The 25,210-nt window shown below is 37.3% G+C and carries 19 protein-coding genes and 1 tRNA gene; 10 read left to right on the plus strand and 10 right to left on the minus strand.

What is annotated here, in order from left to right; translation table 11 throughout:
- The first annotated feature begins 10 nt into the window (after positions 1-10).
- On the plus strand, positions 11-4,408 hold the full coding sequence (locus tag BUE24_RS21600) for a CBM96 family carbohydrate-binding protein (protein WP_139242082.1): 4,398 nt from the start codon (positions 11-13) through the stop codon (positions 4,406-4,408).
- 68 nt (positions 4,409-4,476) lie between these two features.
- On the opposite strand, the gene BUE24_RS21605 is transcribed toward BUE24_RS21600, so the two are convergent.
- Genes BUE24_RS21605 through BUE24_RS21615 form a run of 3 tightly spaced genes read right to left on the minus strand, consistent with a single transcriptional unit; the run spans position 4,477 to position 8,051 of the window.
- Positions 4,477-5,676, minus strand: coding sequence for a tetratricopeptide repeat protein (locus BUE24_RS21605; protein ID WP_073321171.1), 1,200 nt, complete (start codon positions 5,674-5,676; stop codon positions 4,477-4,479).
- A 16-nt stretch (positions 5,677-5,692) separates the two neighbouring features.
- Complete coding sequence (locus BUE24_RS21610) at positions 5,693-7,675, minus strand: M56 family metallopeptidase (protein WP_073321174.1); 1,983 nt, start codon at positions 7,673-7,675, stop codon at positions 5,693-5,695.
- Between the two features lie 19 nt (positions 7,676-7,694).
- Positions 7,695-8,051, minus strand: a complete 357-nt coding sequence (locus BUE24_RS21615) for a BlaI/MecI/CopY family transcriptional regulator (RefSeq protein WP_073321177.1) — start codon at positions 8,049-8,051, stop codon at positions 7,695-7,697.
- Between the two features lie 214 nt (positions 8,052-8,265).
- Between BUE24_RS21615 and BUE24_RS21620 the strand changes: the two genes are divergently transcribed.
- Positions 8,266-8,766: a DUF456 domain-containing protein gene (locus BUE24_RS21620; RefSeq protein WP_073321180.1), complete on the plus strand. Its 501-nt coding sequence runs from the start codon at positions 8,266-8,268 to the stop codon at positions 8,764-8,766.
- 157 nt (positions 8,767-8,923) lie between these two features.
- Here the strand turns inward: BUE24_RS21620 and BUE24_RS21625 are convergent.
- The 3 genes from BUE24_RS21625 to trxA form a co-directional block, all read right to left on the minus strand.
- Positions 8,924-8,997, minus strand: a tRNA-Asp gene (locus BUE24_RS21625).
- Between the two features lie 86 nt (positions 8,998-9,083).
- A complete protein-coding gene (locus tag BUE24_RS21630; protein ID WP_073321183.1) occupies positions 9,084-10,013 on the minus strand; it encodes a DUF58 domain-containing protein in 930 nt (309 codons plus the stop codon).
- Positions 10,014-10,094: 81 nt separating this feature from the next.
- On the minus strand, positions 10,095-10,412 hold the full coding sequence (gene trxA / locus BUE24_RS21635) for a thioredoxin (protein WP_073321186.1): 318 nt from the start codon (positions 10,410-10,412) through the stop codon (positions 10,095-10,097).
- Between the two features lie 259 nt (positions 10,413-10,671).
- Between trxA and BUE24_RS21640 the strand changes: the two genes are divergently transcribed.
- Positions 10,672-11,034 carry a P-loop NTPase family protein gene (locus tag BUE24_RS21640; RefSeq protein ID WP_073321189.1) on the plus strand — a complete coding sequence of 121 codons (363 nt, stop codon included), beginning with the start codon at positions 10,672-10,674 and terminating at the stop codon, positions 11,032-11,034.
- Here BUE24_RS21640 and dnaE read toward each other — a convergent pair.
- The 3 genes from dnaE to BUE24_RS21655 all read right to left on the minus strand — a co-directional run bounded on the left by dnaE (position 11,031) and on the right by BUE24_RS21655 (position 18,232).
- Positions 11,031-15,416: a DNA polymerase III subunit alpha gene (gene dnaE, locus BUE24_RS21645; protein ID WP_073321192.1), complete on the minus strand. Its 4,386-nt coding sequence runs from the start codon at positions 15,414-15,416 to the stop codon at positions 11,031-11,033. The two genes, BUE24_RS21640 and dnaE, sit on opposite strands and share 4 nt — an antisense overlap.
- A 197-nt stretch (positions 15,417-15,613) precedes the next feature.
- Positions 15,614-16,918 carry a hypothetical protein gene (locus tag BUE24_RS21650; RefSeq protein ID WP_073321195.1) on the minus strand — a complete coding sequence of 435 codons (1,305 nt, stop codon included), beginning with the start codon at positions 16,916-16,918 and terminating at the stop codon, positions 15,614-15,616.
- A 474-nt stretch (positions 16,919-17,392) separates the two neighbouring features.
- On the minus strand, positions 17,393-18,232 hold the full coding sequence (locus BUE24_RS21655; protein WP_073321197.1) for a DUF6252 domain-containing protein: 840 nt from the start codon (positions 18,230-18,232) through the stop codon (positions 17,393-17,395).
- 341 nt (positions 18,233-18,573) lie between these two features.
- Here BUE24_RS21655 and BUE24_RS21660 point away from each other — a divergent pair, with 341 nt between their 5' ends.
- Genes BUE24_RS21660 through BUE24_RS21670 form a run of 3 tightly spaced genes read left to right on the plus strand, consistent with a single transcriptional unit; the run spans position 18,574 to position 20,362 of the window.
- Positions 18,574-19,092, plus strand: coding sequence for a 30S ribosomal protein S16 (locus BUE24_RS21660; RefSeq protein ID WP_073321200.1), 519 nt, complete (start codon positions 18,574-18,576; stop codon positions 19,090-19,092).
- A 14-nt stretch (positions 19,093-19,106) separates the two neighbouring features.
- Entirely contained in the window at positions 19,107-19,634 is a 528-nt protein-coding gene (rimM, locus tag BUE24_RS21665) for a ribosome maturation factor RimM (protein ID WP_073321202.1), read from the plus strand.
- A gap of 14 nt (positions 19,635-19,648) precedes the next feature.
- Positions 19,649-20,362 carry a tRNA1(Val) (adenine(37)-N6)-methyltransferase gene (locus BUE24_RS21670; RefSeq protein ID WP_073321206.1) on the plus strand — a complete coding sequence of 238 codons (714 nt, stop codon included), beginning with the start codon at positions 19,649-19,651 and terminating at the stop codon, positions 20,360-20,362.
- A 105-nt stretch (positions 20,363-20,467) separates the two neighbouring features.
- On the opposite strand, the gene BUE24_RS21675 is transcribed toward BUE24_RS21670, so the two are convergent.
- A complete protein-coding gene (locus BUE24_RS21675) occupies positions 20,468-20,779 on the minus strand; it encodes a hypothetical protein (protein WP_073321209.1) in 312 nt (103 codons plus the stop codon).
- A 415-nt stretch (positions 20,780-21,194) separates the two neighbouring features.
- Here BUE24_RS21675 and BUE24_RS21680 point away from each other — a divergent pair, with 415 nt between their 5' ends.
- The 4 genes from BUE24_RS21680 to BUE24_RS21695 all read left to right on the plus strand — a co-directional run bounded on the left by BUE24_RS21680 (position 21,195) and on the right by BUE24_RS21695 (position 25,149).
- Positions 21,195-22,373 (plus strand): acyl-CoA dehydrogenase family protein, encoded by a 1,179-nt coding sequence (locus tag BUE24_RS21680; RefSeq protein ID WP_073321212.1) that lies wholly within the window; start codon positions 21,195-21,197, stop codon positions 22,371-22,373.
- Between the two features lie 274 nt (positions 22,374-22,647).
- Complete coding sequence (locus tag BUE24_RS21685; RefSeq protein WP_073321408.1) at positions 22,648-23,328, plus strand: glycerophosphodiester phosphodiesterase; 681 nt, start codon at positions 22,648-22,650, stop codon at positions 23,326-23,328.
- A complete protein-coding gene (locus tag BUE24_RS21690) occupies positions 23,325-24,533 on the plus strand; it encodes a BaiN/RdsA family NAD(P)/FAD-dependent oxidoreductase (RefSeq protein ID WP_073321215.1) in 1,209 nt (402 codons plus the stop codon). The genes BUE24_RS21685 and BUE24_RS21690 overlap by 4 nt, the downstream gene beginning before the upstream one ends.
- 61 nt (positions 24,534-24,594) lie before the next feature.
- Positions 24,595-25,149, plus strand: a complete 555-nt coding sequence (locus tag BUE24_RS21695; RefSeq protein ID WP_073321219.1) for a DUF1697 domain-containing protein — start codon at positions 24,595-24,597, stop codon at positions 25,147-25,149.
- Positions 25,150-25,210: the final 61 nt, after the last annotated feature.

Raw genomic sequence — 25,210 nt, forward strand, 5'->3', positions numbered from 1 at the left:
CAATTTAATTATGAAACTTACTAAACTTAATTGCTTAATTGCATTTTTCGTTTTGGGGTTACTGGCACAAGCCCAAACCCCAGAAGGAGAATTAAAAAGGTGGCACAAAGTTACCTTGACATTTAATGGGCCAAACACCTCAGAAACGGCCAGCCCCAATCCATTTTCAGATTATAATCTGGAAGTAACCTTTACACATCAGGCAAGTAACCGTAGTTACAAAGTTCCTGGTTATTTTGCTGCTTGTGGGAATGCAGCAAATAATGGTTGTGCTTCAGGAAATAAATGGAGAGTACATTTTGCGCCAGATCAAACAGGGGCCTGGAACTGGTCGGTGTCTTTTAAACAGGGGTCCAACGTTGCTATCAACGGCGGAGGTTCTGGAGCAGGCTTTATGAACGGTGCTACTGGATCTTTCAACGTGGCAGAGTCTGATAAGTCTGGAAGAGATTTCAGAAGTAAAGAACTTGGAAGACTGAAATATGTAGGACAACACTATTTAAAGCATGTGGGAACCAATCCAGCAAATCCAAATGGACCTTGGTTTGTAAAAGCAGGAGCGGATTCTCCAGAAAACGCATTGAACTATGTGGATTTTGATGCTACGCCAAGTTTTAATAACAATTTGAATAAGATAGGAAGCAAAACCTGGCAGCCTCACCAAAGGGATTATGTAGCAGCAGATGCAAGCGCATATACCTGGGGAAATGGTAAAGGTACCGAAATGTTAGGGGTGATCAATTACCTTTCTGGCGAAGGAGCCAATGTGATGTCTTTCTTAACCTGGAACACCGATGGTGATGGAGGAGCAGTTTTTCCTCATGTGCTGAAAGTGTCTGAGCAGGAATATGGAAATACCTCCAGAGGTCAACAGTGGAACAAAGTACATCACGATCGTTTTGATGTTTCAAAAACGGATCAGTGGGAAAAGATCATGGAGTATGCAGATAAAAAGGGAATTTACCTGCATTTTAAAACCATGGAGACCGAGAACGACAATAAAATGGATGGGAATAACTTTGGAAGAGAACGCAAGTTATACTACAGAGAACTTATTGCACGTTTTGGGCACCACTTAGCTTTGAACTGGAATTTGACTGAGGAGACTACATTGACAGATAACGTGGCCAAAGCTACGGCAGCATATATCAAAAATGTAGATCCATATGATCACAATATCGTGATACATACTTACCCTAGAGAGCAAGATCAGCGTTACAATCCATTATTAGGAAACAATTCTGAACTAACCGGAGCATCGATACAAACCGGAAAGAACAATGTACATAACGATGTAAAAAGATGGTTAGAGAAATCGAGAAACGCAGGTAAAAAATGGGTAGTAGCCAATGATGAACAAGGCCCAGCTTCTACCGGAGTTAGAGTGTCTGACAAAGAAGTGAGACATAGAGTACTTTGGGGAACTCTTATGGCCGGAGGAACCGGAGTAGAGTACTATAGCGGATATACCAACGACGATGGTGATATCAACGGTAATGATCACAGAAAACGAGGGAAGAAATATAAAGAAGGTGGTTATGCTTTAAAATTCTTTAATGATCATTTGCAAAGCACCATGGTAGATATGGTTAGTGCAGATGGTGTTACCTCGGATAACAATGACTATGTATTGGCCAAAGCAGGAAATGTATACGCTGTATATCGTCCAAATGGAGGATCTACAGGACTAAGTTTACCTGCAGGGAACAATAAGTATGATGTACAATGGTACAATCCAAGAGCTGGTGGAAACCTTACCGCCAAAACAACCTTAGGTGGTAATCTGGTAGCTCCAGATAATAATGATTGGGTAGCTTTAATCACTAGCAAAGATGGAAATGGAAACGGCGGTGGATGTGATAATACCAAAGTAGCTATTGCTTCAGAAGACGCTTACTTGCAAGGAACCACTCGTTTTAACAACGGAGATCTTCGTGTAGAGAGCGGAAACAGAGTTTCATATCTTAAGTTTACCGTGCCTTCAGCTACTGAGACGGTTACTGCAGTGAAGTTAGAATTAGCAGTGTCTTCAGATAGTGGAAGTGGATTAATTGAAGTATTTAAAGGAACTTCGAACAACTGGACAGAGGCCAATCTTTCTAACAGCAATAAGCCGGGAGAAGGGGCTAAATTAGGATCATTGAATACTAGCTATGGAGTGAGTCAATCTTATCAATGGACACTATCAGGAGTGACTCCCGGAGAAACCATTTCTCTTATTGTAAAGCAAACTGGAGGAAATGATGTTTCTTTTTCGTCAAAAGAAGGAAGTGTTGCTCCAAAGATAATCCTTGAGCTTGAGTGTAACGACGGCGGCGGAGACGGCGGAGATGGCTCTGGCGGTGATTGTGTGGCTTTGGAAGAAAATGGAGTAGTAGCTGTAGAAGCAGAGCATTTTGTAGACCAAACTAAAACTACCAATAGAGAATGGTATGCTTTTGATGCCAGTACTACAGGAACACCAACACCAGATCCAGATCCAAATCACGCTAGTGGAGCTAGTGAAGGCGGATACTTAGAGATTTTACCAGATACCAGAGTTACACATTCGGATCCTTTGGAAAATGGAGTGAGTTTCTCAAACACAGCTGGGCAAGTAGCGATTATTAACTACAAGGTGAAATTTACAAATCCTGGGAAATACTTTGTATGGGTGCGAGCACATTCTACCGGATCTGAGGACAATGGAGTACACGTTGGTATCGACGGAACCTGGCCAGCTTCTGGACAAAGAATGCAATGGTGTTCTGGTAAAAACCAATGGACTTGGGAGAGTAAGCAACGTACTGGCGCAAATCACTGTGGAGAGCCAGAAAAGATCTTCATCAATGTACCTACAGCAGGAGTACACACCATATCTTTTTCGATGAGAGAAGATGGATTTGAGATGGATAAGTTTGTACTTTCTAAAGCGTATACCAAACCTACAGGCACTGGACCGGCTGAGGTATTAGTAGATTGTGGTGGAAATAACACTGCTCCACAGGTTAATCTTTCTTCTCCGGCAAATGGAGGTACTTATCAAACCGGAGCTACTATACCATTAACCGCAGAGGCTTCGGATAGTGATGGTACCATTGCGAAAGTAGAATTTTTCGTAAACGGGAACTTGGTGGCAACAGAGAACCAGGCTCCATACGATACAACTACAACAATTGCTGCACCAGGGAACTATACAGTAACAGCAAAAGCTACCGATAATCAAGGAGCTACTGCTACTTCTGGAGCTGTAGATATTACTGTAGAGGATAATACGCCTCCACCACCGCCACCTACAATCAATATTCCTGGTAGTTTTGAAGCAGAAGGCTTTGCAACCAAGTCAGGAAGTGTACGTATCGAGAGTACTCCTGGTACTTCGGGCCAAAACCTAGGGTTTATTAACGATGGAGATTATACAGAGTATGCAGTTAATGTGGCTTCTGCAGGAGAATACACCTTTGATTTCTATGGATCGAGTGCCGGTGCAGGAGGAACAATTGATATCGTTGATGGTAATAGTGTTATCGGAAGCGTTGCGATTCCTGTAAACGGACAGTGGCATAATTACCAAAAATATTCGGTAAATGTTTCATTATCTGCAGGAGACAAGACGTTAAAATTAGCTTATCGTGGAGGTGCAGGCTACTTATTTAATGTAGATAAGATTACGGCTTCAAAAATAGAGCCGGTAGAACAAACGACTACATTATCGCCAGTTCATGACGCGTATCTTCAAGGAGCAAGCAATTACAACGAGGTTATCGTTAGAATTGAGCAAAACAGCAGAACAGGATACCTCATGTTTGATCTGTCTTCTATTAGCGGAACCGTAATCGATGCGAAATTGAAATTTACAGTGGTTTCAGATCCAGGAAATGGTAACCTTACCATCCATAAAGGAGCGTCTGATACGTGGACCGAAACTAACTTATCTAATGCTAATAAACCTGCTACAGGTACGTTGTTAGGTAGTTTGAACACTACTTTTGGATTAGGGAATGAGAAAATCATAGATTTGGATCCTGCAGCAATAACGGGAGATCAAATTTCTTTGATATTGAACATGACTTCAGGGAATGATTTTGCGTTTGGTTCAAAAGAGAATAAGAACATTGCGCAACCAGAATTGATCCTTACGTATTCTTCTTCGCCTAATGTAGCGCAGAGGGGAATTGAGGCAGATAATAGCAATATCAAAACCTATCCTAACCCAATGACCAATATGATTCAGGTTTCTGGAGCGGCGGAAGGTGCTAGAATTAAGATATTTAATTCTATCGGGATTCTGCAGAAGGAAATGGTGATCAAAGATGGTTACAATACCATTGATGTTAGTGATCTACCTTCGGGATATTATATTTTGAATGTTTTGGAGCAACATAAATCCAATACGGTTATTTCAACCCAAAAAATAATCAAGCAATAATCCAAAGCATCATGTTATAAAAAAGGGTCGCTGTTTTAAGCGACCCTTTTCTTTTTGTAAAACAAGAATTACTTTTTTGCCCCAAGACTATCTGTAGCTATTTCCTGCTCTAACTGACGTATTCTTTTTTGAACTCTTTCCTGGATAAAACGTTTAAAGGCCACCTTTGTAGGTTTATCTGTGGAATCCTCTTTTTCTCCAAATTTATCTAAGTATTTGTTGTAGTAGGAAAGCTTGATTTCAGGATCCTTGTAATATGCATCAGCAAAAGCGGCTAGTTCATACTGTGCATTAATATTACCGGGGTTTTCTTTTATTGCTTTTTTCATGTAAGCCATCGCATCTTCCCATTTTTCTTGAAATCTGTAGGTCATTGCTAGTTTGTAATATTCCCCATCCAGATTGTAATCAAGTAACTCTATAGCAGTGAGATAGTATTTTTCTGCATCCTTATAGTTTTTTAGTTTACTACTTACCTCGGCAAGCGTGTTGTACAACCTTGGGTTTTCATCATCGTAGTTAAGCAATAATTTATAATACTGTAAAGCCTCTTTATATTCATACTCTTTGTAATATGATGTTGCTAGGTAGCGATAAACGAACTCATTGACGTAATTAAGCTCAACTAGTTGTAAGAAGTAGGGAATAGCCTTATCAAATCTTTCCATTTTATAATAGTTCTGCCCAAGGACGCTGATCAATTCTACATTGTTTTTGTAGTAAGACAATCCTGTTTGGGCATATTTTACTACACTATCAAATTCTCTGCGTACCAAAAAGTGCTTGGCTACTTTATAGCAACTTTTTTGGTGCGATTGATCAAGATCAAATGCCTTTTTGTAATGATAGATCGCTGCACTATCCTTTAGCGTTTCTTTGGTGAGCCCCAATTGATATTGAAAATCTGGATTTTTAGGATGTTTGACCACCAATCCTTCAAAAATGCCGTTCGCTTTTTGAAAATTTTTGGTAGTCATCAACAATTTACCGTATTCCATTTTTGCAATTAATGCTTTTGGATTGGTTTCGATAGCTTGTTGGTAAAATACCAGGGCATCATCATAAGTGCCTTTTGCCTTATGTGATCGAGCCATTTGGGCCAATATATGATCACTTTTTGGCGTAATCTCTGTATAGGTTTTTATCGCTGCAGAGTAGTCTCCAATGGTATAGAGGCTATCTGCAGCCTTTACAGAAGTTTGTGCATTAAGCAATGCAATTCCAGCAAAAAGAACAAGAAAGAAAAGCGATACAATTTTGTTATCCATGGGTTGCAGCATGTGTTTATTCTGTAATTACTTTTAAGATATAAGTGTCTCCAAAATATTGATCATTAAAATTACTACCTAATGCTGTTTTTGCGTCAACAAAATTGTCATAACGTTCCAGATATACATAAATATATTTGTCTTTAGGGTTATTGAATGCTTTGGCTGGGAGACCAATTTTTCTAAGATTATTTAATCCTCTCTCAGCATAAGATGGACGCTTGAAAATATTGGTAACCAAATAATATCCCGATTTAACATTATGATCTTTATAATCGCCTAAGTTCTCTGTTAGTAATTGTTTGTCAGACATGCTCGCAAGACTAGTTGCTCTGGCTTCCTGCTTTTCTTTTTCCATTTTGACCCCCGTTTCTTTTATCATGGCAACTATGGGTAAAGAGTATAATACACCTACTTTTTCTCCGTTCTGCTCGCCAGGAATCATCTGTGGAATCATGGTGATTGCTCTTTTGGCCTCAGCTTCTGCTGCTGGTATAGGACCACGGGCTTGAATATCTACAATGTTTCCAGTGGTGTCTATTTTAAATCGCACATATATATTATGAACTCCTTCTAATCCTTCTCTTGCCAAGACTTCAGTTTTAAAGTTGGTAGCTACAATTTTTTGAATTTTTTGTGATACACATTTTTTGATCTCACTATTGTCGGTAAATTCCTGGCAAGATTCAAAAGAAGGAACTTTGTCTAGTACTGCGAATGGAATATCTTTTTTTACGGTATCTTGTACTACCAAAGAAGGTCTTTCGTTTTGCTTCTTTTTACTGATTGATTTGTGATATTTTTCATAGGATCGATTAACGCTGTCTAATAGCTGTTGCGCCATAGCTTCTTCCTGATTCTGTAATTGATTGTTTGTTTTCTTTAGCTCTAAACGTTTCTGAATAACATATCCAAAATACACCTGATGTTTTATGTATTGTTCTCTTGACATTATGCCGCTAGGGCTGTAAGCAAAAGCAGCATCTGTTATTTCTTGAATAGAAGCATTATTGGTAATCATTTTAGTCAATTCTTTTTCGAATTTCTTTTTCAAAACATTATTCAGGGAGTCATTAGATGATGTATAAGTAAGATCCTTTTTTATAATAGTAGGGTATTCTTTGTCTGAGAATGAAGAGAAGACAATCATTAAGATAAGAATAGGAAGAATAGCTAGATATTTAAATTTTACAATTTCCTTTGATTTGGCTTTTTGTATCATTTGTAAACGTATTTTAAGTAAGGATGTGTTAAAAAATTGATTGATGAAAGTATTTTTTTCTGTATCAAAAACTACGGTTAAAAGTTGCTCATAGTACTTTCTTTTTCCTATTACAGAAATACTTTTGGCATCTGCGATAAATTCATGTAAAGTGTTTATTCTAGATTGATAGATGTACACCAAAGGGTTAAACCAGAAAATAATCTTTAGGAATTCAAACCATAACAGATCTAAACTATGTTTTTCTTTGAGATGTATTAATTCGTGAACGATAATCTGTTCTTTTTCATCTTCTGAAATGTATTCTCCTATATAAATGGTTTTTAAGAAAGAAAAAGCATCCTTACTATCTGGAATTGTGTAAAGTGTATATCCATTGATTAAGGTGCTGGTTGATTTTTTTCTAATGTTTCTTAATGCAAGATTTCTTTTAATAAAAAGAAAAGTCATAAATATCAAACCAATTACATACAAAAGAAATGGCCAATGAATATGATCAACAAAATTTGTCAATGAGAAAACTTGAGTCGATGGTGCGGTAACATTTTCAAGGGTTGGATCTCCTAAAATTAGTGGAGGTAAAGAAATTACATATTCATCTGGTACTGCTTCTCGTATGCTTCCAATTTTAATGAAAGGTAATAGGATTCCCAAAATAGAGGTGCCGATAAGATAAATTCTATTCAAAGAAAAGAAAGTGTCTTTTTTATGAAATAAGTCATATGCTATCAAAAATAGCATTTGAAAAATGATGATGTATATAATATCCTGTACCATGGTTTTGTGCTATTTATTATTAATCTTCATCCAATTCATTCAAAATCTTCTCTAGATCCTTGATATCCATGTCATTCTTTTTTACAAAAAAGGAAACCATATTTCTGAAAGACCCATTGAAATAGTTGTTCATTAGTTTTTTGAGTGATTGATCGCTATAATCCTCTTTCATCACCAAAGGGAAGTAGATATATCCTTTACCCTTTTTTCGATGGGATACAAAGGCTTTGTTTTCGAGAATTCTAACGATAGTAGAGATCGTATTATATGCTGGTTTGGGTTCTGGCATCTGTTCTATAATGGTGGCTACATTGGCTTCTTCTAGTTGCCATAATAGTTGCATTACTTCTTCTTCTGCTTTTGTGAGTTGCTTCATGTGTTTTTAATATTACTTTAGAAGTCACATGGAAATCGCCACTAATCATTATTGCTGAGAATTAGTTTAATGATCAAGCTCATTTCATAAAAATCTAAAAATTGTTGAGAACGTTTGGAACAAATATAACTAAATTTTTAGTTTAAACTAATTTTTTAGTTAAAAAAATGTAACAAACCGAGATAGTTATCGTCAAATAGGTAAAAAGACAGATATGGATATTGCCTTATTAATAATTGGCTTTCTTCTTTGTTTATTGGGGCTAATCGGTAGCTTTCTACCGGTATTGCCGGGTCCGTTTACTTCGTGGGTTGGATTGCTTACGCTTAGTTTCTCGGATGCTATTCCACAAAACTGGACATTTTTGGGTATTACCCTTGGGGTAGCTATTTTGGTATGGATACTGGATTATATTGTACCTGCCTTAGGTACCAAGAAGTTTGGGGGTACCAAATACGGGATGATAGGTAGTTCTTTGGGGCTTATCGTTGGGATCCTGTTCTTAGGACCTTTTGGAATCATTATAGGGCCTTTTGCGGGAGCTTTTTTAGGTGAGTTTATAAGAGATAGTTCTGAAACTTCAAAAGCGCTAAAAGCAGCGTTTGGGTCATTTATCGGCTTTTTGACTGGTACCTTTATCAAATTTATAGTAGCCGTTGCCTTTTTGGTGTTATTTATCCAACAGGTTTGGGATCATTGGTCTAATTTTTTCTAGAAAAGAATAGTGTAGAATTAAAAAAAGCCTCTCCAAGTTTAAATGGAAAAGCTTCTCATTGGTTTACTACTAAACCACTCACGACAAGCGTGAGACAACACAACATTTTTAATTGCTAAAAAAAGCTTCAATAAGGATTGAAGCTTTTACAATTTTGCGGTCTGGACGGGACTCGAACCCGCGACCCCCTGCGTGACAGGCAGGTATTCTAACCAACTGAACTACCAGACCAGTGCCTTATTGCGGATGCAAATATACACCTCATTTTATTACCCGCAAATGTTTTTTTAGTTTTTTTTTGCTTTCATAAAAATAGATTAAGCAAATTTCTGTCTTTCAACCAAGTATGTAGTAAGTATTTTATTGAAATCTTTTGTGGTATCTGCCAAAACATATTTAATGTCGTATTGAGCACATTTCATTTTAAGATCATAAAAATACGAGGATACTACATTTTTATAATTCTCTTTGATATTATCTGCGTAGAGATTGATAAATTCTCCGGTTTCTACATCGACAAATCGAGTAGGGTTATTGTTAAAGTCAAAATTAATTTCTTTCTCGCTGTCTATAGTATGAAATAGAATGACCTCGTGTTTATTGTATTTCAAATGCCTTAACGCTTCAAATAGCTTTTCTGGACTGGAAGAGGCCTGAAGCATATCCGTAAACAAAAATATCATAGACCTGCGGTGAATCTTTTCAGCTATTTGATGTAAAAATCGAAAAGTGTCTGTGTTTTTCTCAACGGGTGGGTCAGTGATGGTATGATTTAACTGATTTAAGAGCATTTGATGATGTCTTTCACTTCCTTTTTCTGGTGCATAATAATCATATTCATCACTATAAATGCTCAATCCAATAGCGTCACGTTGTTTTTTCAGGATATTCATCAGGCAAGCAGCAGCCAAAACCGAAAAACTAATTTTGTTTAAAGAGTTTATACTATGCTCATTGATTTTAGGATAATGCATAGAAGAGGAGTTGTCCAAAATGATGTGGCATCGCAAATTGGTTTCTTCTTCATAACGTTTGGTGAAAAGTTTATCCGTTTTGGCAAAAAGTTTCCAATCGATATGCTTGGTGCTTTCGCCGTTGTTGTACACTTTGTGTTCTGCAAATTCTGCAGAAAATCCGTGAAATGGGCTTTTGTGCATACCAGAAATAAAACCCTCTACTACTTGTTTGGCAAGTAATTCGAGATTAGTAAAACCTCCCGTTTTGTTGATTTCTTTCTGGATATCCATTCGAAGCGTATTGATTTTTGTGAAAATAAAAAAGGTTTGACAATTCGTCAAACCTTTTGCTTTTTTTTATTAAGTATGCTCTTACAATAAAGAATCTAATGCGTCAGCATATACATTTTTTGGAGATACTCCTACTTGACGTCCAACAACTTCTCCGTTTTGGAAAACTAATACCGTAGGGATGTTTCTTACTCCGTACTTAGCAGCAAATTCCTGATTCGCATCAACATCAACTTTTCCTACTACTGCTTTTCCTTCGTATTCGTCACTAATTTGCTCGATGATAGGACCTACCATTCTACATGGGCCACACCACGCTGCCCAAAAATCAACCAATACCGGTTTGTCACTTTTAAGTACTACTTCATCAAAAGTAGCGTCTGTTATTTCTAGTGCCATAGTTATTTATTGTTTTAAAAATTTCTATTTACTTTAATTATTCACAAAATTAGTCAATAATTCTGCCAAAGCTTACAAACGTAATATTTGTTTTGCCTATAGAGGCATTTGTTTTTCTGATACAAAATCATACTCTGCCTCAATGAGGGAATATACTGTAATTTACAATTAAAAAAAATAATTGCCTCAAAATCGTGTTTTGAAATATGTCGGGAAGAAAGAAAAAAAATAACGGTATCTTTATATCAGATTAACTAACATGCCCAAAGAAATCCAATTACCATATTGCAATCTGGTGTTCAAACAAACACATGCGATTTTAGTCATGCACCAGGGATCTGCCATAACCATCAAAACAGCTGCAGAGATTACCGATCTGTTGGCATCACATTACCAGGAAAGAAATTTTATTTTTATTACCCACCGCAAATATCCGCATGATATTGATCTTGATGTCTATAAGGGTAGAATACTAAAGAATATGATTGGTTTTGCAATAGTTTCTAGGAATCCAGAAGAAATAAAACGTGCGATGAAAGAACAACCCCTTTGGAATGAGGCGTTCACTTTCTTTAATGAACTGGATGAAGCGGAAAACTGGGCGCTGAGTTTTTTTGATTAATTCAACTTATAATACACCGATTCATTTTCTAAAGCACGCAACAATTCCTGTGATATATTTACTTTCTGTTTTCGACTTGGCATATGCAATTTTAATTGTTCGGCCATTTCGTAAATCACAAAATTCAGAGTGTGGCTACCAGAGTGTTCGGTAAACAACTCTTTTAATTGATCAATTCTTCCGTCTGACAATTCGTTAATGTCTAACTGAATCGTTAGCTTTCTGGCATAGCTTTCCATCACATCGTGTAATAGCTGAAAGCTATTGAATTGGATTCTGGGATCTCCTTTTTTTCCGGTATCCCGGTTTACCCATCCTTCTTTGATAAATGCTTTGGAGTATACAAACGTGCTTTTTACCAAAAAGGGTCGATGTTTTAAATATTCTTCGCCAAATATTCTGAATTCGTGCGCGGTGTTATAATCTTCAATAGTAAACGTAGCCCATCCTTTCCCATTTTTTGAAGTACGATGTTCTACATTGGTGATCACTCCACCAAAAGAAAGCTCTCGATTCACATTGCTTTCTAAATCTGCAAAATTTAATAGTGTGGCATTACAGAAATATTTCATTTCATATTTAAAATCGTCTAGTGGATGCCCTGATAAATAAATCCCTACTACTTCTTTCTCTCTTGCTAATTTCTCCATGGTTCCCCATTCTTCACAAGGAGGTACAACAGGCTCTGGGATCTGCACTTCGCTGGATTCTCCAAATAAACTTACTTGCGAGGAATTTTCACTTTCCTGATATTTGGATCCGTATTTCATTGCTTTTTCGAGAAAGGTAATTCCATCTCCTTCTTCATGGAAATATTGCCCTCTGTGTGTGTCAGAAAATGAATCAAACCCTCCTGCCAGTGCCAAACTTTCAAAAGCTTTTTTGTTGGCAGCTCTAAGGTCGATACGTTTAGCGAGATCAAAAATAGATCGGTAAGGACCGTCTTCTTTACGATTTTCGACTATGGTGGCTACAGCACCTGTTCCTACTCCTTTGATCGCTCCCATACCAAAGCGAACCGCTCCGTCTTTGTTTACCGAAAACTTACGGTAGGATTCATTTACATCTGGCCCTAGTACATCTAGTTTCATTCGTTTACACTCTTCCATAAAGAAAGTGACCTGCTTAATATCATTCATGTTATTGGATAGTACTGCTGCCATATACTCTGCAGGATAGTGTGCTTTGAGGTATGCTGTCTGGTATGCGATCCATGCATAACAAGTAGAGTGCGATTTGTTGAATGCGTATGCAGCAAAAGCTTCCCAGTCTTTCCAGATTTTCTCAAGTCTGTCTTCAGGATGTCCTTTTGCGGCTGCTTGTTGAATGAATTTGGGTTTCATTTTGTCAAGTACCGCCTTTTGTTTTTTACCCATCGCTTTACGCAATACATCAGCTTCACCTTTGGTAAAATCTGCTAACTTTTGAGAAAGTAGCATCACCTGCTCCTGATATACTGTGATTCCGTAGGTTTCTTGTAGATACTCTTCGCAGGCTTCGAGGTCATAAATGATTTCTTCGGTCCCGTGCTTCCTGTTAATAAAACTAGGGATATATTCTAGTGGACCCGGGCGGTACAGTGCGTTCATGGCGATGAGATCCGCAAATACTGTTGGTTTTAGCTCTTTCAAATATTTTTGCATCCCAGGGGATTCATATTGGAATATCCCTACTGTTTCACCACGCTGGAAAAGTGCATAGGTCTCTTCGTCATCCAAGGGAAAATTCTCTGGGTCCAGCTCGACACCATGTTTAGCTTTTACGATTTTGACGGTATCCTTTATTAAGGTCAAAGTTTTAAGACCTAAGAAATCCATTTTTAGTAGTCCTGCGCTTTCTACAACCGAGTTGTCGAATTGCGTACAGTACATATCAGAATCCTTGGCCAAAGCCACAGGAACGAATTTGGTAATATCATCAGGTGTAATAATTACTCCACAGGCATGAATTCCGGTATTACGAACGGATCCTTCCAGAACTCTAGCCTGATTCAAAGTTTCAGCTTCGAGATCGCTACCTTCTGCGATGTTGAGTAATTCGTTTACTTTTTCTAATTCGTCACTTCTGAATTTTTTCTTCAATGTAGCTTCGTCAACACCAAAAATTTTACCTAGTTTAGACATGTTTGGAATCAACTTGGCAATGCGATCTGCATCTCCTAATGGAAGATCCAGTACCCTAGCGGTATCCCGTATAGAAGATTTGGCAGCCATGGTACCATAAGTAATAATCTGTGCTACCTGATTAGCTCCATATTTCTCGATTACATAATCCATTACTCGTCCTCGTCCTTCATCATCAAAATCAATATCAATATCGGGCATACTTACACGATCCGGATTCAGGAAACGCTCAAAAAGTAAGTCGTACTTAATTGGATCCAGATTTGTGATCCATAAACAGTAAGCAACTGCTGAACCTGCTGCAGATCCTCGGCCAGGTCCCACAGATACGTCCATGTCACGTGCTGCACGAATGAAATCTTCAACAATCAAGAAATATCCTGGATATCCTGTTTTTTCAATTACTTTGAGTTCAAAATCTAGACGTTCATCAATCTCCGGAGTGATTTCTCCATATCTTTTTTTAGCACCTTCATAGGTGATATGTCTTAAATATTTATTTTCTCCACGTTTCCCTCCATCCAATTTATCTTCTTCAAATAAGAATTCATCGGGAATATCAAAGGCAGGTAATAGTACATCTCTAGCAAGTACAAAAGGTTCAATTTTGTCAACAATCTCTTGAACATTAATAATTGCTTCAGGTAAATCTTTGAAGAGGTTTTTCATCTCTTCTTGAGATTTGAAATAATATTCCTGATTAGGTAATCCATAGCGATATCCTCGACCACGACCAATAGGAGTAGCTTGCTTTTCACCATCTTTTACACACAATAAAATATCGTGTGCATTAGCATCCTTCTTCTCGCAATAATAGGTGTTATTGGTAGCAACGGTCTTTATTTGATGTTTCTTAGCAAACTCAATAAGTACTTGGTTAACTCTATTTTCGTCTTCCTGATTGTGGCGCATGATTTCAATATAAAGATCATCTCCAAACTCTTGGTGCCACCAGAGTAATGCTTCTTCAGCTTGTTTCTCTCCAATGTTTAAGACTTTGCTAGGAACTTCGCCGTATAGATTTCCTGTTAGAACAATGATATCATCTTTATATTCTTTGATAACTTCTTTGTCAATCCTAGGTAGGTAGTAGAAACCATCTACGAAGGCAATAGAAGACATCTTTGCTAAGTTGTGATATCCATTCTTGTTTTTGGCAAGCATTACAATTTGATATCCATTATCTTTTCTAGATTTATCTTTGTGGTTTTCGCAGACAAAAAATTCTACACCAACAATTGGTTTTATTTCTACGCCTTCGGGTTCTTGCCCATTTTCAATAGCTTCGGCATTAGCGGTTTTTACACTTTTATTATGATTAGATACTGCTTGAACAAAGTGGAAAGCTCCCATCATATTGGCATGATCTGTCATTGCTACAGCCTTCATCTTATGTTGTGCAGCTACTTTTACCAAATCGGGAATACTTGTTGTGGATTGTAGGACAGAAAATTGAGTATGATTATGCAGGTGTGCAAAACCAACTTCATCAAGAGCGGCAATATTTTCATTAATTTCTTCTTGAGAAAGTGAAGTTGTGCCTTGCGCGGTAATTTCTTCACGAATTTTTTGAGAAGCCTTCTTGAGATTTATGTGCTTAAGTCCAATTAATTGTATGGGTTCGGCATTGACTTCTTTAAAGTTGTGGAAATAGTCTGGTTGTACGTCCAGTTCTTCAATCGTAAAGATTTCTTTACGAATCAGTTCCAAAAAACATCTCGTGGTAGCTTCTACATCGGCAGTTGCGTTATGCGCTTCGTTAAAACCTATACCAAATAAGTGTTCGTGCAATTCGGTAAGTGTAGGGAGTTTAAATTTGCCTCCACGACCTCCAGGGATTCTACAAAGCTCAGCTGTAGTTTCTGTACAAGTGTCTAGTACGGGTAACTCCTGAAGATTATTCGATACACCAAGTCGGTAAAACTCGGCCCCCATAATATTGACATCGAACCCAACATTTTGACCAACCACAAATTTGGTCTTCGAAAGAGCAGTATTAAATTTTTCCAGAACTTCTTGTAACGTTATCCCATCTTGTTCTGCAAGCTCGGTGGATATACCGTGTATTTTTTCTGCGTCATAAGGGATATTAAATCCTTCAGGTTTTACAAGGTAATCCTGATGCTCAATACAATTTCCCAACTCGTCATGTAACTGCCACGCGATCTGGATACACCTGGGCCAGTTATCAGTGTCACTAATAGGTGCGTCCCAGCGTTTCGGTAATCCAGTAGTTTCGGTATCGAAAATTAAATACATAGAAGTTTATTTACAAGAAAGTGTATCCCTAACAATTAACTCTCAAAAATACATAAAATAATAGGTTGGATTTTCGAAAAGTTATCCAGAATTATTAACTAAGTAAAAAACAAAAAAAGCTTGGCTGATTTTGTAGCCAAGCTTTGAGATATTCCAAGAAATATTTTTTGCTAATTCTATTTCAATGATATCTATTATTAATTATTACGAGGTGATCCTATTTGAGTTCCGATAACACTTGCATCTGGTTGTGTAATAACCGGACAGTTAATGATAGCTCCTGTTGCAGTAAGCAAGTTGGATAATGAGTTATCCAGTGGACTTGGATTTATATTTCCTCTGAAAGGAATTAAAGTTCCATCTGCCAAAAGATCATTAATTTGCTCAAAACTTTGTAGGATTGGACGATCTTCTGCCGGAATTGTAAATTCTGTAATATGTGCATCCCACATTGGAGCGTATCTCTCATCGCTAGGATCAATTGGGAAAGTGTTTGTAGGATCGTTTTGCTGACGATTACTTAGAGAAGCTGTGTTTAAACCTTGGAAACCATTTGGGTTATTGGCTTCAGGCAATACTCCATTTGCAGTTGGACTAAATGGTAGCATAGATCCTCCTGGGAACAATCCAAAAGTTGGTAATTGTGCCAATCTAGGTGCAAAAACCCCTAATTCTATCGTTGCTGGTGCAGGATCTGAAGTGTCTGTTACAATGTGGAAGTAATATGGTCTTCCGTCATGCCATCCGTCTAATAATTGCAATACTACGGAAGCTTGATCTGGAGCAAAATTAGGATTGTTTAAGTCATCCTCTTGCTCTTGCTCGTTACCTGCTGGATTCGGTATTCTATCATGAATTCCAGTGCTGTTCGCAACAGGTTGTGCATTGATTACAATACCACTTGGTAATACTACGTATGAAGACCATGCTGCATCAGCAATAGCACCAGGGTTAACTTCTGCAGGAGGGAACCCGAATAACAATCCATCTTGTCCTCCGGCAACTAGAGATCGTTTTGGTGAAAAATCAACAGATCCCTCAAATACCAATCTTCCATCATCCGTAAAAGTTGCATTTTGCTCTCCTCCGGATCCGACAGCGGCCGCCATTCTAGGGGCAAAAATTACTCCCAAGTCTCTAGCCATTTCTCTGTCTGAAGCTTCAGTGATTACATAATATAACTCTCTTGGCCCATTTGGTGTGGTTTCCCAACCACGGAACATAGGAAAACGCGCTGTAGGTCCTGCTGGTACTACAGATCGATCTACACGAAAGTCAATACCCAATACACTCGGTAAAAATACATTCTGTGCATCAGTAAAGGTTAGTGCAGGATTATCTGCATCATAGGGGATACCTCCATCCTCTCTGATACTTTCTAATAACAAACTTGCTTCAGAAGGATCTGGATTTGGTGGTGGGATCACTGCATCATCATCACTACAAGACGCAGCTAAAAAAGTAACTAATAGGCTTAAGAATACGGTCTTTAAATTTTTCATTTTTCGTTTTTTTTGTGTGTTTATATTTCATGAAAAACAACTGGCCAATCGTTTTTGTGGTTCAAAATCAAAACCATTCGATTCTGATATAAATTGAGACGACCACAAGAATTAGGACTTACACCAAAAAAAACCTAAATAATAGAAGAAACTTATTGTTAATTTTTTTTCAATAAGTAAAAAATATGAGTGTTTATGAGGGATAAGAGCTCAAAAAGTAGCTTACAAAGATGATTGTTAAAGTGCTAATTTTATCATTTTATTAAGAGTTAATTAACAAAAATCAGCTCTTTTTTTTATGCTCTTGAAAGAGTCAAATGTTAGCTAGCTAACTTATTTTACTGGGGTTTCGGAAGGTTTGCGTAGTTGTGAGTGGTAATTTTGGATCTTTTGAATGCGAAATTTGGGAGGTATAAAAAATAAAAAGCGCTTACGGTCAAGATAAGCGCTTTTCGGGTCAAGTTGAGATTGAGTTTAATAACCAAAATCAAAGAAACCTTCAGTTACTTGTGTACCGCTTCTGGTTTCAAATTCGAAACTTCCGCTGATACATTGTGTATCTGTATTATGTTCACTAATTATTAATGTTCCTGACAATGCAGATGATTTATCACCTCTCCATGCATAAGTAGCACTGTAATCACCAGATCCAGTTAATGAATATGTTCCTGGTGTTGTATCTGCAGGCATTACAATTACGATTTCACTATTTTCATTAGTGGCTCTTATTAATATGGAGGCATCTTTTACACCAAAAATATCTGCAGTATGATCGTCGGTAATCATCTCGTTACCATCAACAAGTGCTGTCAACGAAGCATTTAATAAACAAGGGTTGATTTCTATTTCTGGCTCCTCGTCGACATTTCCTGATTCTAAAGGTAGTCTATAGAACCATCCGTGATTGAAGTCTACTATGTCACCATTATCGTCCTTAAGATTTTTAAAATAGAAATTACCAGAAATTTCATTGTTATAAATTTCAGTAATGATCACTTCTCCAGCGGTCTCTCCATCTACAGGAATGAATTTTTTTTCATAATCCTTGTAACTAACCTTGCTTACTGTTTGTTGGTCTAATTTATAAGTTCCAAGTTTGGTAGAAGAAGTAGTGAAGCTTATTGTTCTTTCTCCTTCACTACCAGAAATTACCAAAGTGCCATCATCATAGATAACAGCCTTTTTTATGGAAGTTCTAAATGTTTCTCCTTCTATCTCTGCCTGTAATGAAGGGTCATTAATTACGATGTCTTTAGAACAAGACGTAATTATAAGGCATAGAAGTACATAAAATAGAGTAGTTATTTTAGTCATAGGCTTGGGGCTTTGCAATTTAGACTATGGTATTATCATAGTCACGTGTTTACCCTACAAACATATAATGAAAATCTGAGTAAAACAATTTTTTGGTCGAAAAAAAGCATATTTTATCGATGAAATACACAATTATGTTCTTTTTTGCAGAAAACGAGTTTTATTTATACGAATTTTCTTGTGATTTTCTAAACCTGTAAATTTCATAGTGTTTCATGAATTTTAAAGAAGAAGAACAGTATAAATCAAATAAATAGCTAAATCGTATATTGTTTGTTTCAAAATACTTACCTTTGCGCCCTTAATTATAAACCGGGTCGTGTACCCAAAAATTAATTTATATGCCTGTTAAAATTAGATTACAGAGACATGGTAAAAAAGGGAAGCCTTTTTACTGGATCGTAGCAGCAGATGCTCGAGCTAAAAGAGATGGTAGATTTCTTGAAAAATTAGGAACTTACAATCCAAACGTAAATCCAGCGAGTATCGATTTAAATATCGATGGAGCTGTACAGTGGTTGCAAAATGGAGCGCAACCAACCGATACTGCCAGAGCAATCTTATCTTACAAGGGAGTAATGCTTAAAAACCATTTACTTGGTGGAGTAAGAAAAGGAGCTTTGACTGAAGAACAAGCGGAGGAAAAATTCCAGGCTTGGGTTGCAGAAAAAGAAGGTAGTATCAATTCTAAAAAAGATGCACTTGCTAAAGCTGATGCTGATGCAAAAGCTAAAATTTTAGAAGCTGAAAAAGAAGTTAATGCTAAGCGTGCGGCCGAGGCTGCTCAAGTTGAAGCAGAGGCTAATGCAGAAGAAGCTGCAGCAGAAGTAACCGAAGAAGCTAGCAACGAAGAAGAATAGTTGCTTTATTTATGATGAAGAAAGAAGATTGCTTCTATCTAGGTAAAATCGTAAGTAAATTCAGTTTTAAGGGGGAGGTACTGATCAAATTGGATACCGATGAGCCCGAAAGTTATGTAAAAATGGAATCAGTTTTTGTTAACTACAACAATAACTTGGTTCCATTTTTTATTGAAAAAAGCAAACTGCATAAAAGTGATTTACTACGTGTAAAATTTGAAGATGTAGATTCTGAAGAAGATGCCGATGATCTGATGAAAGCAGAAATATATCTTCCGTTATCCTTACTTCCAAAATTAGAAGGAAATCAGTTCTACTACCACGAGGTAATTGGTTTTACAATAATAGATACTTCCTTTGGAGAAGTAGGTGTCATCAAAGCGATCAACGATAGTACAGCTCAAGCATTGTTCGAGATAGATCGAAAAGGAACCGAAATTCTGATCCCAATGAACGATGAGTTTATCGATAGCGTAGATCGAGATACAAAGACGGTACATGTAACCACTCCAGAAGGGTTGATCGATTTATACTTGCAATAGAATCTGGGAGACCTATGGATAAGCCTTTTCAATTCAAACAATTTACGATTCAGCAAGACCGCTGTGCCATGAAAATTGGTACAGATGGGGTGTTGCTTGGCGCCTGGGCGCCAATAGACGACACTGTTAACTCTATCTTAGATGTTGGTACAGGTACTGGTGTAATTGCCTTGATGATGGCACAACGAAGTCAGGCTCAAATTGTAGATGCTCTGGAAATCGATGCTGATGCCTATGAACAAGCTGTAGAGAATTTTGAAGCTTCATCCTGGGGAGATCGCTTGTTTTGTTACCATGCTTCTTTTCAGGAGTTTGCGCAGGAAATCGATGAGCAATATGATCTACTGATTAGTAATCCTCCTTTTTTTGCTGAAGATTATAAAACCGATAGTGATCAAAGAGATTTGGCAAGGTTTCAGGATGCGCTCCCGTTTGATCATTTGTTGATCGGAGCATCAAAATTATTATCTGAAAGTGGCAGATTGGCAATCATTGTCCCATTTCAGGAAGAAGGAAAAGTGGTAGATATCGCTGAACAAGTAGGGTTGTTTGTACAAAAAAATACCAGGGTCAAAGGTGCTCCTGGTACCAAGATAAAAAGAAGTCTATTAGTGTTTACTAGAGATAGAAAGGAAGGAGAAGTAGAGGAGTTGGTAATCGAAAAATCCAGGCATGTATATACAGATCAGTACATCGATCTAGTCAAAGATTTCTACCTAAAAATGTAAAATAAGAAAAGGAAAGCCACAAAGCCTTCCTTTCCCGAAATCCAATCACTCTACAAAGCTTAATTCGCTAAATGTGAAAACAGCGTGAATTAAGATCGTACACTATTATTTTTTCGTGATCCAATTTCCATCAGCATCACAATATACCTCCATCTCTTTATCTCCTTGTTTTAGGATCAATTTGAACTCAGAAGCATCTTCCTTGGCTGCAGCACTTTCGATAGAAGCTCCTGCAAAATCTTTTGCAACCGCATCCAAGACCTTTTGTGGAAGATTTTCTACAGCCAAATCGATATATTTATCCTGAACCGGAGTTACAGTTTCTGTATCGTTTGAGGCAATTTCTTGAGCATTAATGCTTTGTGTTCCTACTAATAACCCTAATGCTAATACTGGCAATACAAATAATTTTTTCATCGTTTAATCTCTTTTAGGTTTTAAAAATTTAATTCGTTTTATCTAGTAGAAGAATTATGCCATAAGAAGATTAAATGTGTGTTTTTGGTGTATCTATTTGATTTTCAATTTTTTGAATATAGAATGAACGTTTTCATAAAAATTGTTAAGGAATTCTTATTTGTGTAGAAAAAGAATATTGACTGCGGAATTCATACACGAATTTTATACTTAATTATAGTACAAAGAGGTGTCTCAAGTTGAGGTTTTTGAACTGTAAAACGATATAGAGGAAAGTCAAATTTGTTTTGTTTTAAGGTTCTTCTAAGAGAACTAACATTTTTTAAAGCAAAGGAAAATAAAACCTGTTCTATTTTGATTATTTGTTAATGAATCTCACTATTTTTGAAGATATCATAAATTAATATTGTTGTATATGAAGCCAGATCTTTTTGAAGCTCCAGACTATTATCAAATCGATGAATTACTCTCAGACGAGCATAAATTAGTAAGAGATGCAGCTCGTAGCTGGGTAAAACGAGAAGTTTCGCCAATTATAGAAGAATATGCACAACGTGCAGAATTTCCTAACCAGATTATCAAAGGTTTGGCAGAAATTGGAGCCTTTGGTCCTTATATCCCTGAGGAATATGGAGGAGCTGGGCTGGATCAAATTAGTTATGGTTTGATTATGCAAGAGATTGAAAGAGGTGATTCTGGAGTACGTTCTACTTCGTCGGTACAATCCTCATTGGTAATGTATCCGATCTGGAAATATGGAAATGAAGAACAACGTAAAAAATATTTACCCAAATTAGCTTCAGGAGAGTTCATGGGATGTTTTGGTCTTACCGAACCCGATCATGGATCCAACCCTGGTGGGATGACTACCAATTTTAAAGATAAAGGAGATCATTATTTATTGAATGGAGCCAAACTATGGATATCCAATGCGCCATTTGCAGACATTGCAGTGGTTTGGGCCAAAAATGAAGAAGGAAGGATTCATGGACTTGTCGTAGAAAGAGGTATGGAAGGATTTTCAACCCCTGAAACCCATAACAAATGGTCGCTGCGAGCATCTGCCACTGGAGAGTTGATTTTTGATAATGTAAAAGTGCCCAAAGAAAACCTGCTACCGAATAAAAGTGGATTGGGAGCACCTTTGGGATGTTTAGATTCTGCTAGATATGGGATCGCTTGGGGTGCTATTGGAGCTGCTATGGATTGTTATGATACTGCATTGCGATATGCCAAAGAACGTATTCAGTTTGATAAGCCAATTGCCGCTACCCAGTTACAACAAAAGAAATTGGCCGAAATGATCACCGAGATCACCAAAGCACAGTTGATGGCCTGGCGTTTAGGAGTCCTTCGAAATGAAGGAAAAGCAACTTCTGCCCAGATTTCTATGGCGAAACGAAATAATGTAGAAATGGCCATAAAAATAGCAAGAGAAGCAAGACAAGTGCTCGGAGGTATGGGAATCACAGGAGAGTACAGTATCATGAGACATATGATGAATTTGGAAAGTGTAATTACTTACGAAGGGACACACGATATCCACTTGTTGATCACTGGTATGGATATTACCGGGATGCCGGCTTTTAAATAATAATTATAAAATTCTCCTACACCTCGGTGTAGGAGAATTTAGGGAATTGCAAAAAAACAGTTAATCGTCAAAAGCAAATAAATTGACTGTATAGCTTCAAATCCGATGTCTCGTCCTACCCTTGCATGGATATTGAAGCTGATATTCCCATAGAAGAATAATTGTTTAGGTACTCATTATACCTTATTCATAAACCTATAATTCATCTACAAGGCAATAGTACAGCAGGAGAGTTTCAAATTCTGAAACTGAGGATTTTTTTTCGAAAATGGATATGAAAATATTTGGTCATCGAGGAGCTGCCGGATTGGTAGCAGAAAATACGCTGGAATCAGTAAAAGAAGCCTTGCGTTTCAAAGTAGATGGTATCGAGATTGATATCCATCAGTGCCGTTCTGGAGAGTTAGTCGTGATTCATGATGAAACTTTGGAAAGAACCACCAATGGCAAAGGAGAGGTTTCTGATTTTACACTACAAGAATTACGACAATTCAGTACCGAAGAGGGTTTTTTGATTCCGACCTTGCAGGAAGTGCTAGCGCTCATTGATGGCAGATGTGAATTAAATATTGAGTTGAAAGGGAAACACACAGCGTTACCTACTTTGCAGTTATTGGAAGAGTATATTCCAAATTCAAGTTGGCAAAACGCTGATTTTATCTTATCTAGTTTTGATCATGAACAGTTAAGACAACTTAGAGCAGTTACTTCAAAATACCGAATAGGTGTGCTCACTGAAGAAAGTATTGCGATTGCTCTACCGGTTGCAAAAGAATTAGAAGCCTTTTCTGTCCATCCATCAATTCGGAACCTTACCGAAGAAGAAGTTATATTGGCAAAAGACGAGGGTTTTAAGGTATTTGTATGGACAGTAAACGATATATCGTTGATTCGTAAATCAAAATCGTGGAATGTTGATGGAGTGATCACAGATTTTCCGAATTTTGCACTATGAACTATGATTTGATTATTGTGGGTGGTGGCGCCGCGGGTTTTTTTACCGCGATCAATGCTGCAGAACACAATCCAAAATTGAAAATTGCTATTCTGGAACGAGGAAAAGAAGTATTGTCGAAAGTACGAGTTTCTGGAGGTGGGCGATGTAATGTTACTCATGCCGAATTCATTCCTAACGAACTGGTAAAAAACTACCCCAGAGGAGAAAAAGAATTAAAAGGACCTTTCCATACCTTTATGACAGGAGATACTATCGAATGGTTTGAACAAAGAGGTGTTGAGTTGAAGATAGAAGAAGATGGTAGAATGTTTCCGGTTACAGATTCTTCAGAAACTATCATCAATTGCTTTTTGGGAGAAACCAAAAGATTGAATATAGAGGTGTTAACCAATCAAGCGGTAAAAAAAATTCAACCAAAGGATGATTATTGGAGGATAACTACGAATACAAGTGATTTTGAAGCCAAGAAATTGATGATTGCCACAGGTAGCAACCCCAAGATATGGAAAATGCTTAAAGATTTGGGTCATTACATTGTTGATCCGGTTCCGTCGCTGTTTACCTTTAACTGCAAAGACTCGAGGATTAAGGAGCTGATGGGTGTGGTTACTCAAGCATCTGTAAAGATTCAGAACTCCAAATTATCTAGTGAAGGCCCATTATTGATTACGCATTGGGGGATGAGTGGTCCCGCCATTTTGAAATTGTCGGCCTGGGGAGCTGCAGAACTACATGCCCTAAATTACAATTTCGAAATCAAGGTAAATTGGAGGGAATACTACACTTTTGATGAAACCCTTGAAGAACTGAAGATTTTTAAAACAAAAATGGCTAAGCAACAGGTTTCAAAATATACACAGTTTGAGTTGCCGAAAAGACTCTGGCAAAGCCTGGTTACAGCAGCCCAAATTCAATCGTATCAAAAATGGGCAGACGTGAATAAAAATCAACTTCAGGCACTTGCCAGAGAGTTAACCGCAGGTATTTTCACCATAAAGGGAAAAAGTACCTTTAAAGAAGAGTTTGTAACTGCGGGAGGAATAGATTTGAAAGAGGTTAATTTCAAGACTTACGAAAGTAAAAAACATAAAAACTTATATTTTGCTGGAGAGGTGCTGAATATTGATGCTATTACCGGAGGATTTAATTTTCAGAATGCTTGGACTGGTGCTTTTATTGCCGCGCAAGCTATAAATTCGTAATACAAGTATCTTTCGGTCTGGAGATTATGACAGAATAAAAATTAGATATACCATAACCAAGATGCAAAAGTACATAGCGCTATTAAGAGGAATCAATGTAGGTGGCCATAAGAAAATAAAGATGGTCGATCTAAAATCCATGTTTGAGAAATTGAAATTTAGTAATGTGACTACCTATATACAGAGTGGGAATGTCGTTTTTGAAAGTGAAATAGCAGATCAACATATCATTGCCGAAACAATCAAAAAGGGAATTAAAGATACATTTGATTTTGATGTTCCTGTTTTGGTATTGTCTGCCGATGTGCTGCTATCGATTTATCATGCTAATCCTTTTTTTACACAATTAGAGAACGAAGAACTGGACGAGAAAAAAATGCTGTTTACGTTTTTAGACAGTCTTCCAGATAGATCTCGAATTCATGAAATTTCAGCAGCTTCGCACGAAAAAGAGAAAATTGAAATTAGAGACGAGGTGATATACTTCTATGCGGGTAATGGCTACGGGAAAACAAAACTGAGTAACAATTTTTTCGAAAAAAAACTAAACTGTAGCGCTACTACTCGTAATTTGAAAACTGTGGTTAAATTGTTGGAATTAAGTAATTTGTTATAGGTTTTAATAGGGTGTTAACTAGCTATTCTGAGCTTTTTTTCGTAAATTAAAGGAGTTTAAC

The organism is Aquimarina spongiae (assembly GCF_900141785.1).
GTDB lineage: Bacteria > Bacteroidota > Bacteroidia > Flavobacteriales > Flavobacteriaceae > Aquimarina > Aquimarina spongiae.

Coding starts and splice junctions, on each gene's coding strand:
- BUE24_RS21675 (WP_073321209.1), bottom strand. CDS start 20,779: ATGAAAAAATTATTTGTATTGCCAGTATTAGCATTAGGGTTATTAGTA.
- trxA (WP_073321186.1), bottom strand. CDS start 10,412: ATGGCACTAGAAATAACAGACGCTACTTTTGATGAAGTAGTACTTAAA.
- BUE24_RS21680 (WP_073321212.1), top strand. CDS start 21,195: ATGAAGCCAGATCTTTTTGAAGCTCCAGACTATTATCAAATCGATGAA.
- BUE24_RS21640 (WP_073321189.1), top strand. CDS start 10,672: ATGCCCAAAGAAATCCAATTACCATATTGCAATCTGGTGTTCAAACAA.
- BUE24_RS21610 (WP_073321174.1), bottom strand. CDS start 7,675: ATGGTACAGGATATTATATACATCATCATTTTTCAAATGCTATTTTTG.
- BUE24_RS21600 (WP_139242082.1), top strand. CDS start 11: ATGAAACTTACTAAACTTAATTGCTTAATTGCATTTTTCGTTTTGGGG.
- dnaE (WP_073321192.1), bottom strand. CDS start 15,416: ATGTATTTAATTTTCGATACCGAAACTACTGGATTACCGAAACGCTGG.
- BUE24_RS21655 (WP_073321197.1), bottom strand. CDS start 18,232: ATGACTAAAATAACTACTCTATTTTATGTACTTCTATGCCTTATAATT.
- BUE24_RS21605 (WP_073321171.1), bottom strand. CDS start 5,676: ATGGATAACAAAATTGTATCGCTTTTCTTTCTTGTTCTTTTTGCTGGA.
- BUE24_RS21685 (WP_073321408.1), top strand. CDS start 22,648: ATGAAAATATTTGGTCATCGAGGAGCTGCCGGATTGGTAGCAGAAAAT.
- BUE24_RS21615 (WP_073321177.1), bottom strand. CDS start 8,051: ATGAAGCAACTCACAAAAGCAGAAGAAGAAGTAATGCAACTATTATGG.
- BUE24_RS21620 (WP_073321180.1), top strand. CDS start 8,266: ATGGATATTGCCTTATTAATAATTGGCTTTCTTCTTTGTTTATTGGGG.
- rimM (WP_073321202.1), top strand. CDS start 19,107: ATGAAGAAAGAAGATTGCTTCTATCTAGGTAAAATCGTAAGTAAATTC.
- BUE24_RS21650 (WP_073321195.1), bottom strand. CDS start 16,918: ATGAAAAATTTAAAGACCGTATTCTTAAGCCTATTAGTTACTTTTTTA.
- BUE24_RS21695 (WP_073321219.1), top strand. CDS start 24,595: ATGCAAAAGTACATAGCGCTATTAAGAGGAATCAATGTAGGTGGCCAT.
- BUE24_RS21690 (WP_073321215.1), top strand. CDS start 23,325: ATGAACTATGATTTGATTATTGTGGGTGGTGGCGCCGCGGGTTTTTTT.
- BUE24_RS21670 (WP_073321206.1), top strand. CDS start 19,649: ATGGATAAGCCTTTTCAATTCAAACAATTTACGATTCAGCAAGACCGC.
- BUE24_RS21630 (WP_073321183.1), bottom strand. CDS start 10,013: ATGGATATCCAGAAAGAAATCAACAAAACGGGAGGTTTTACTAATCTC.
- BUE24_RS21660 (WP_073321200.1), top strand. CDS start 18,574: ATGCCTGTTAAAATTAGATTACAGAGACATGGTAAAAAAGGGAAGCCT.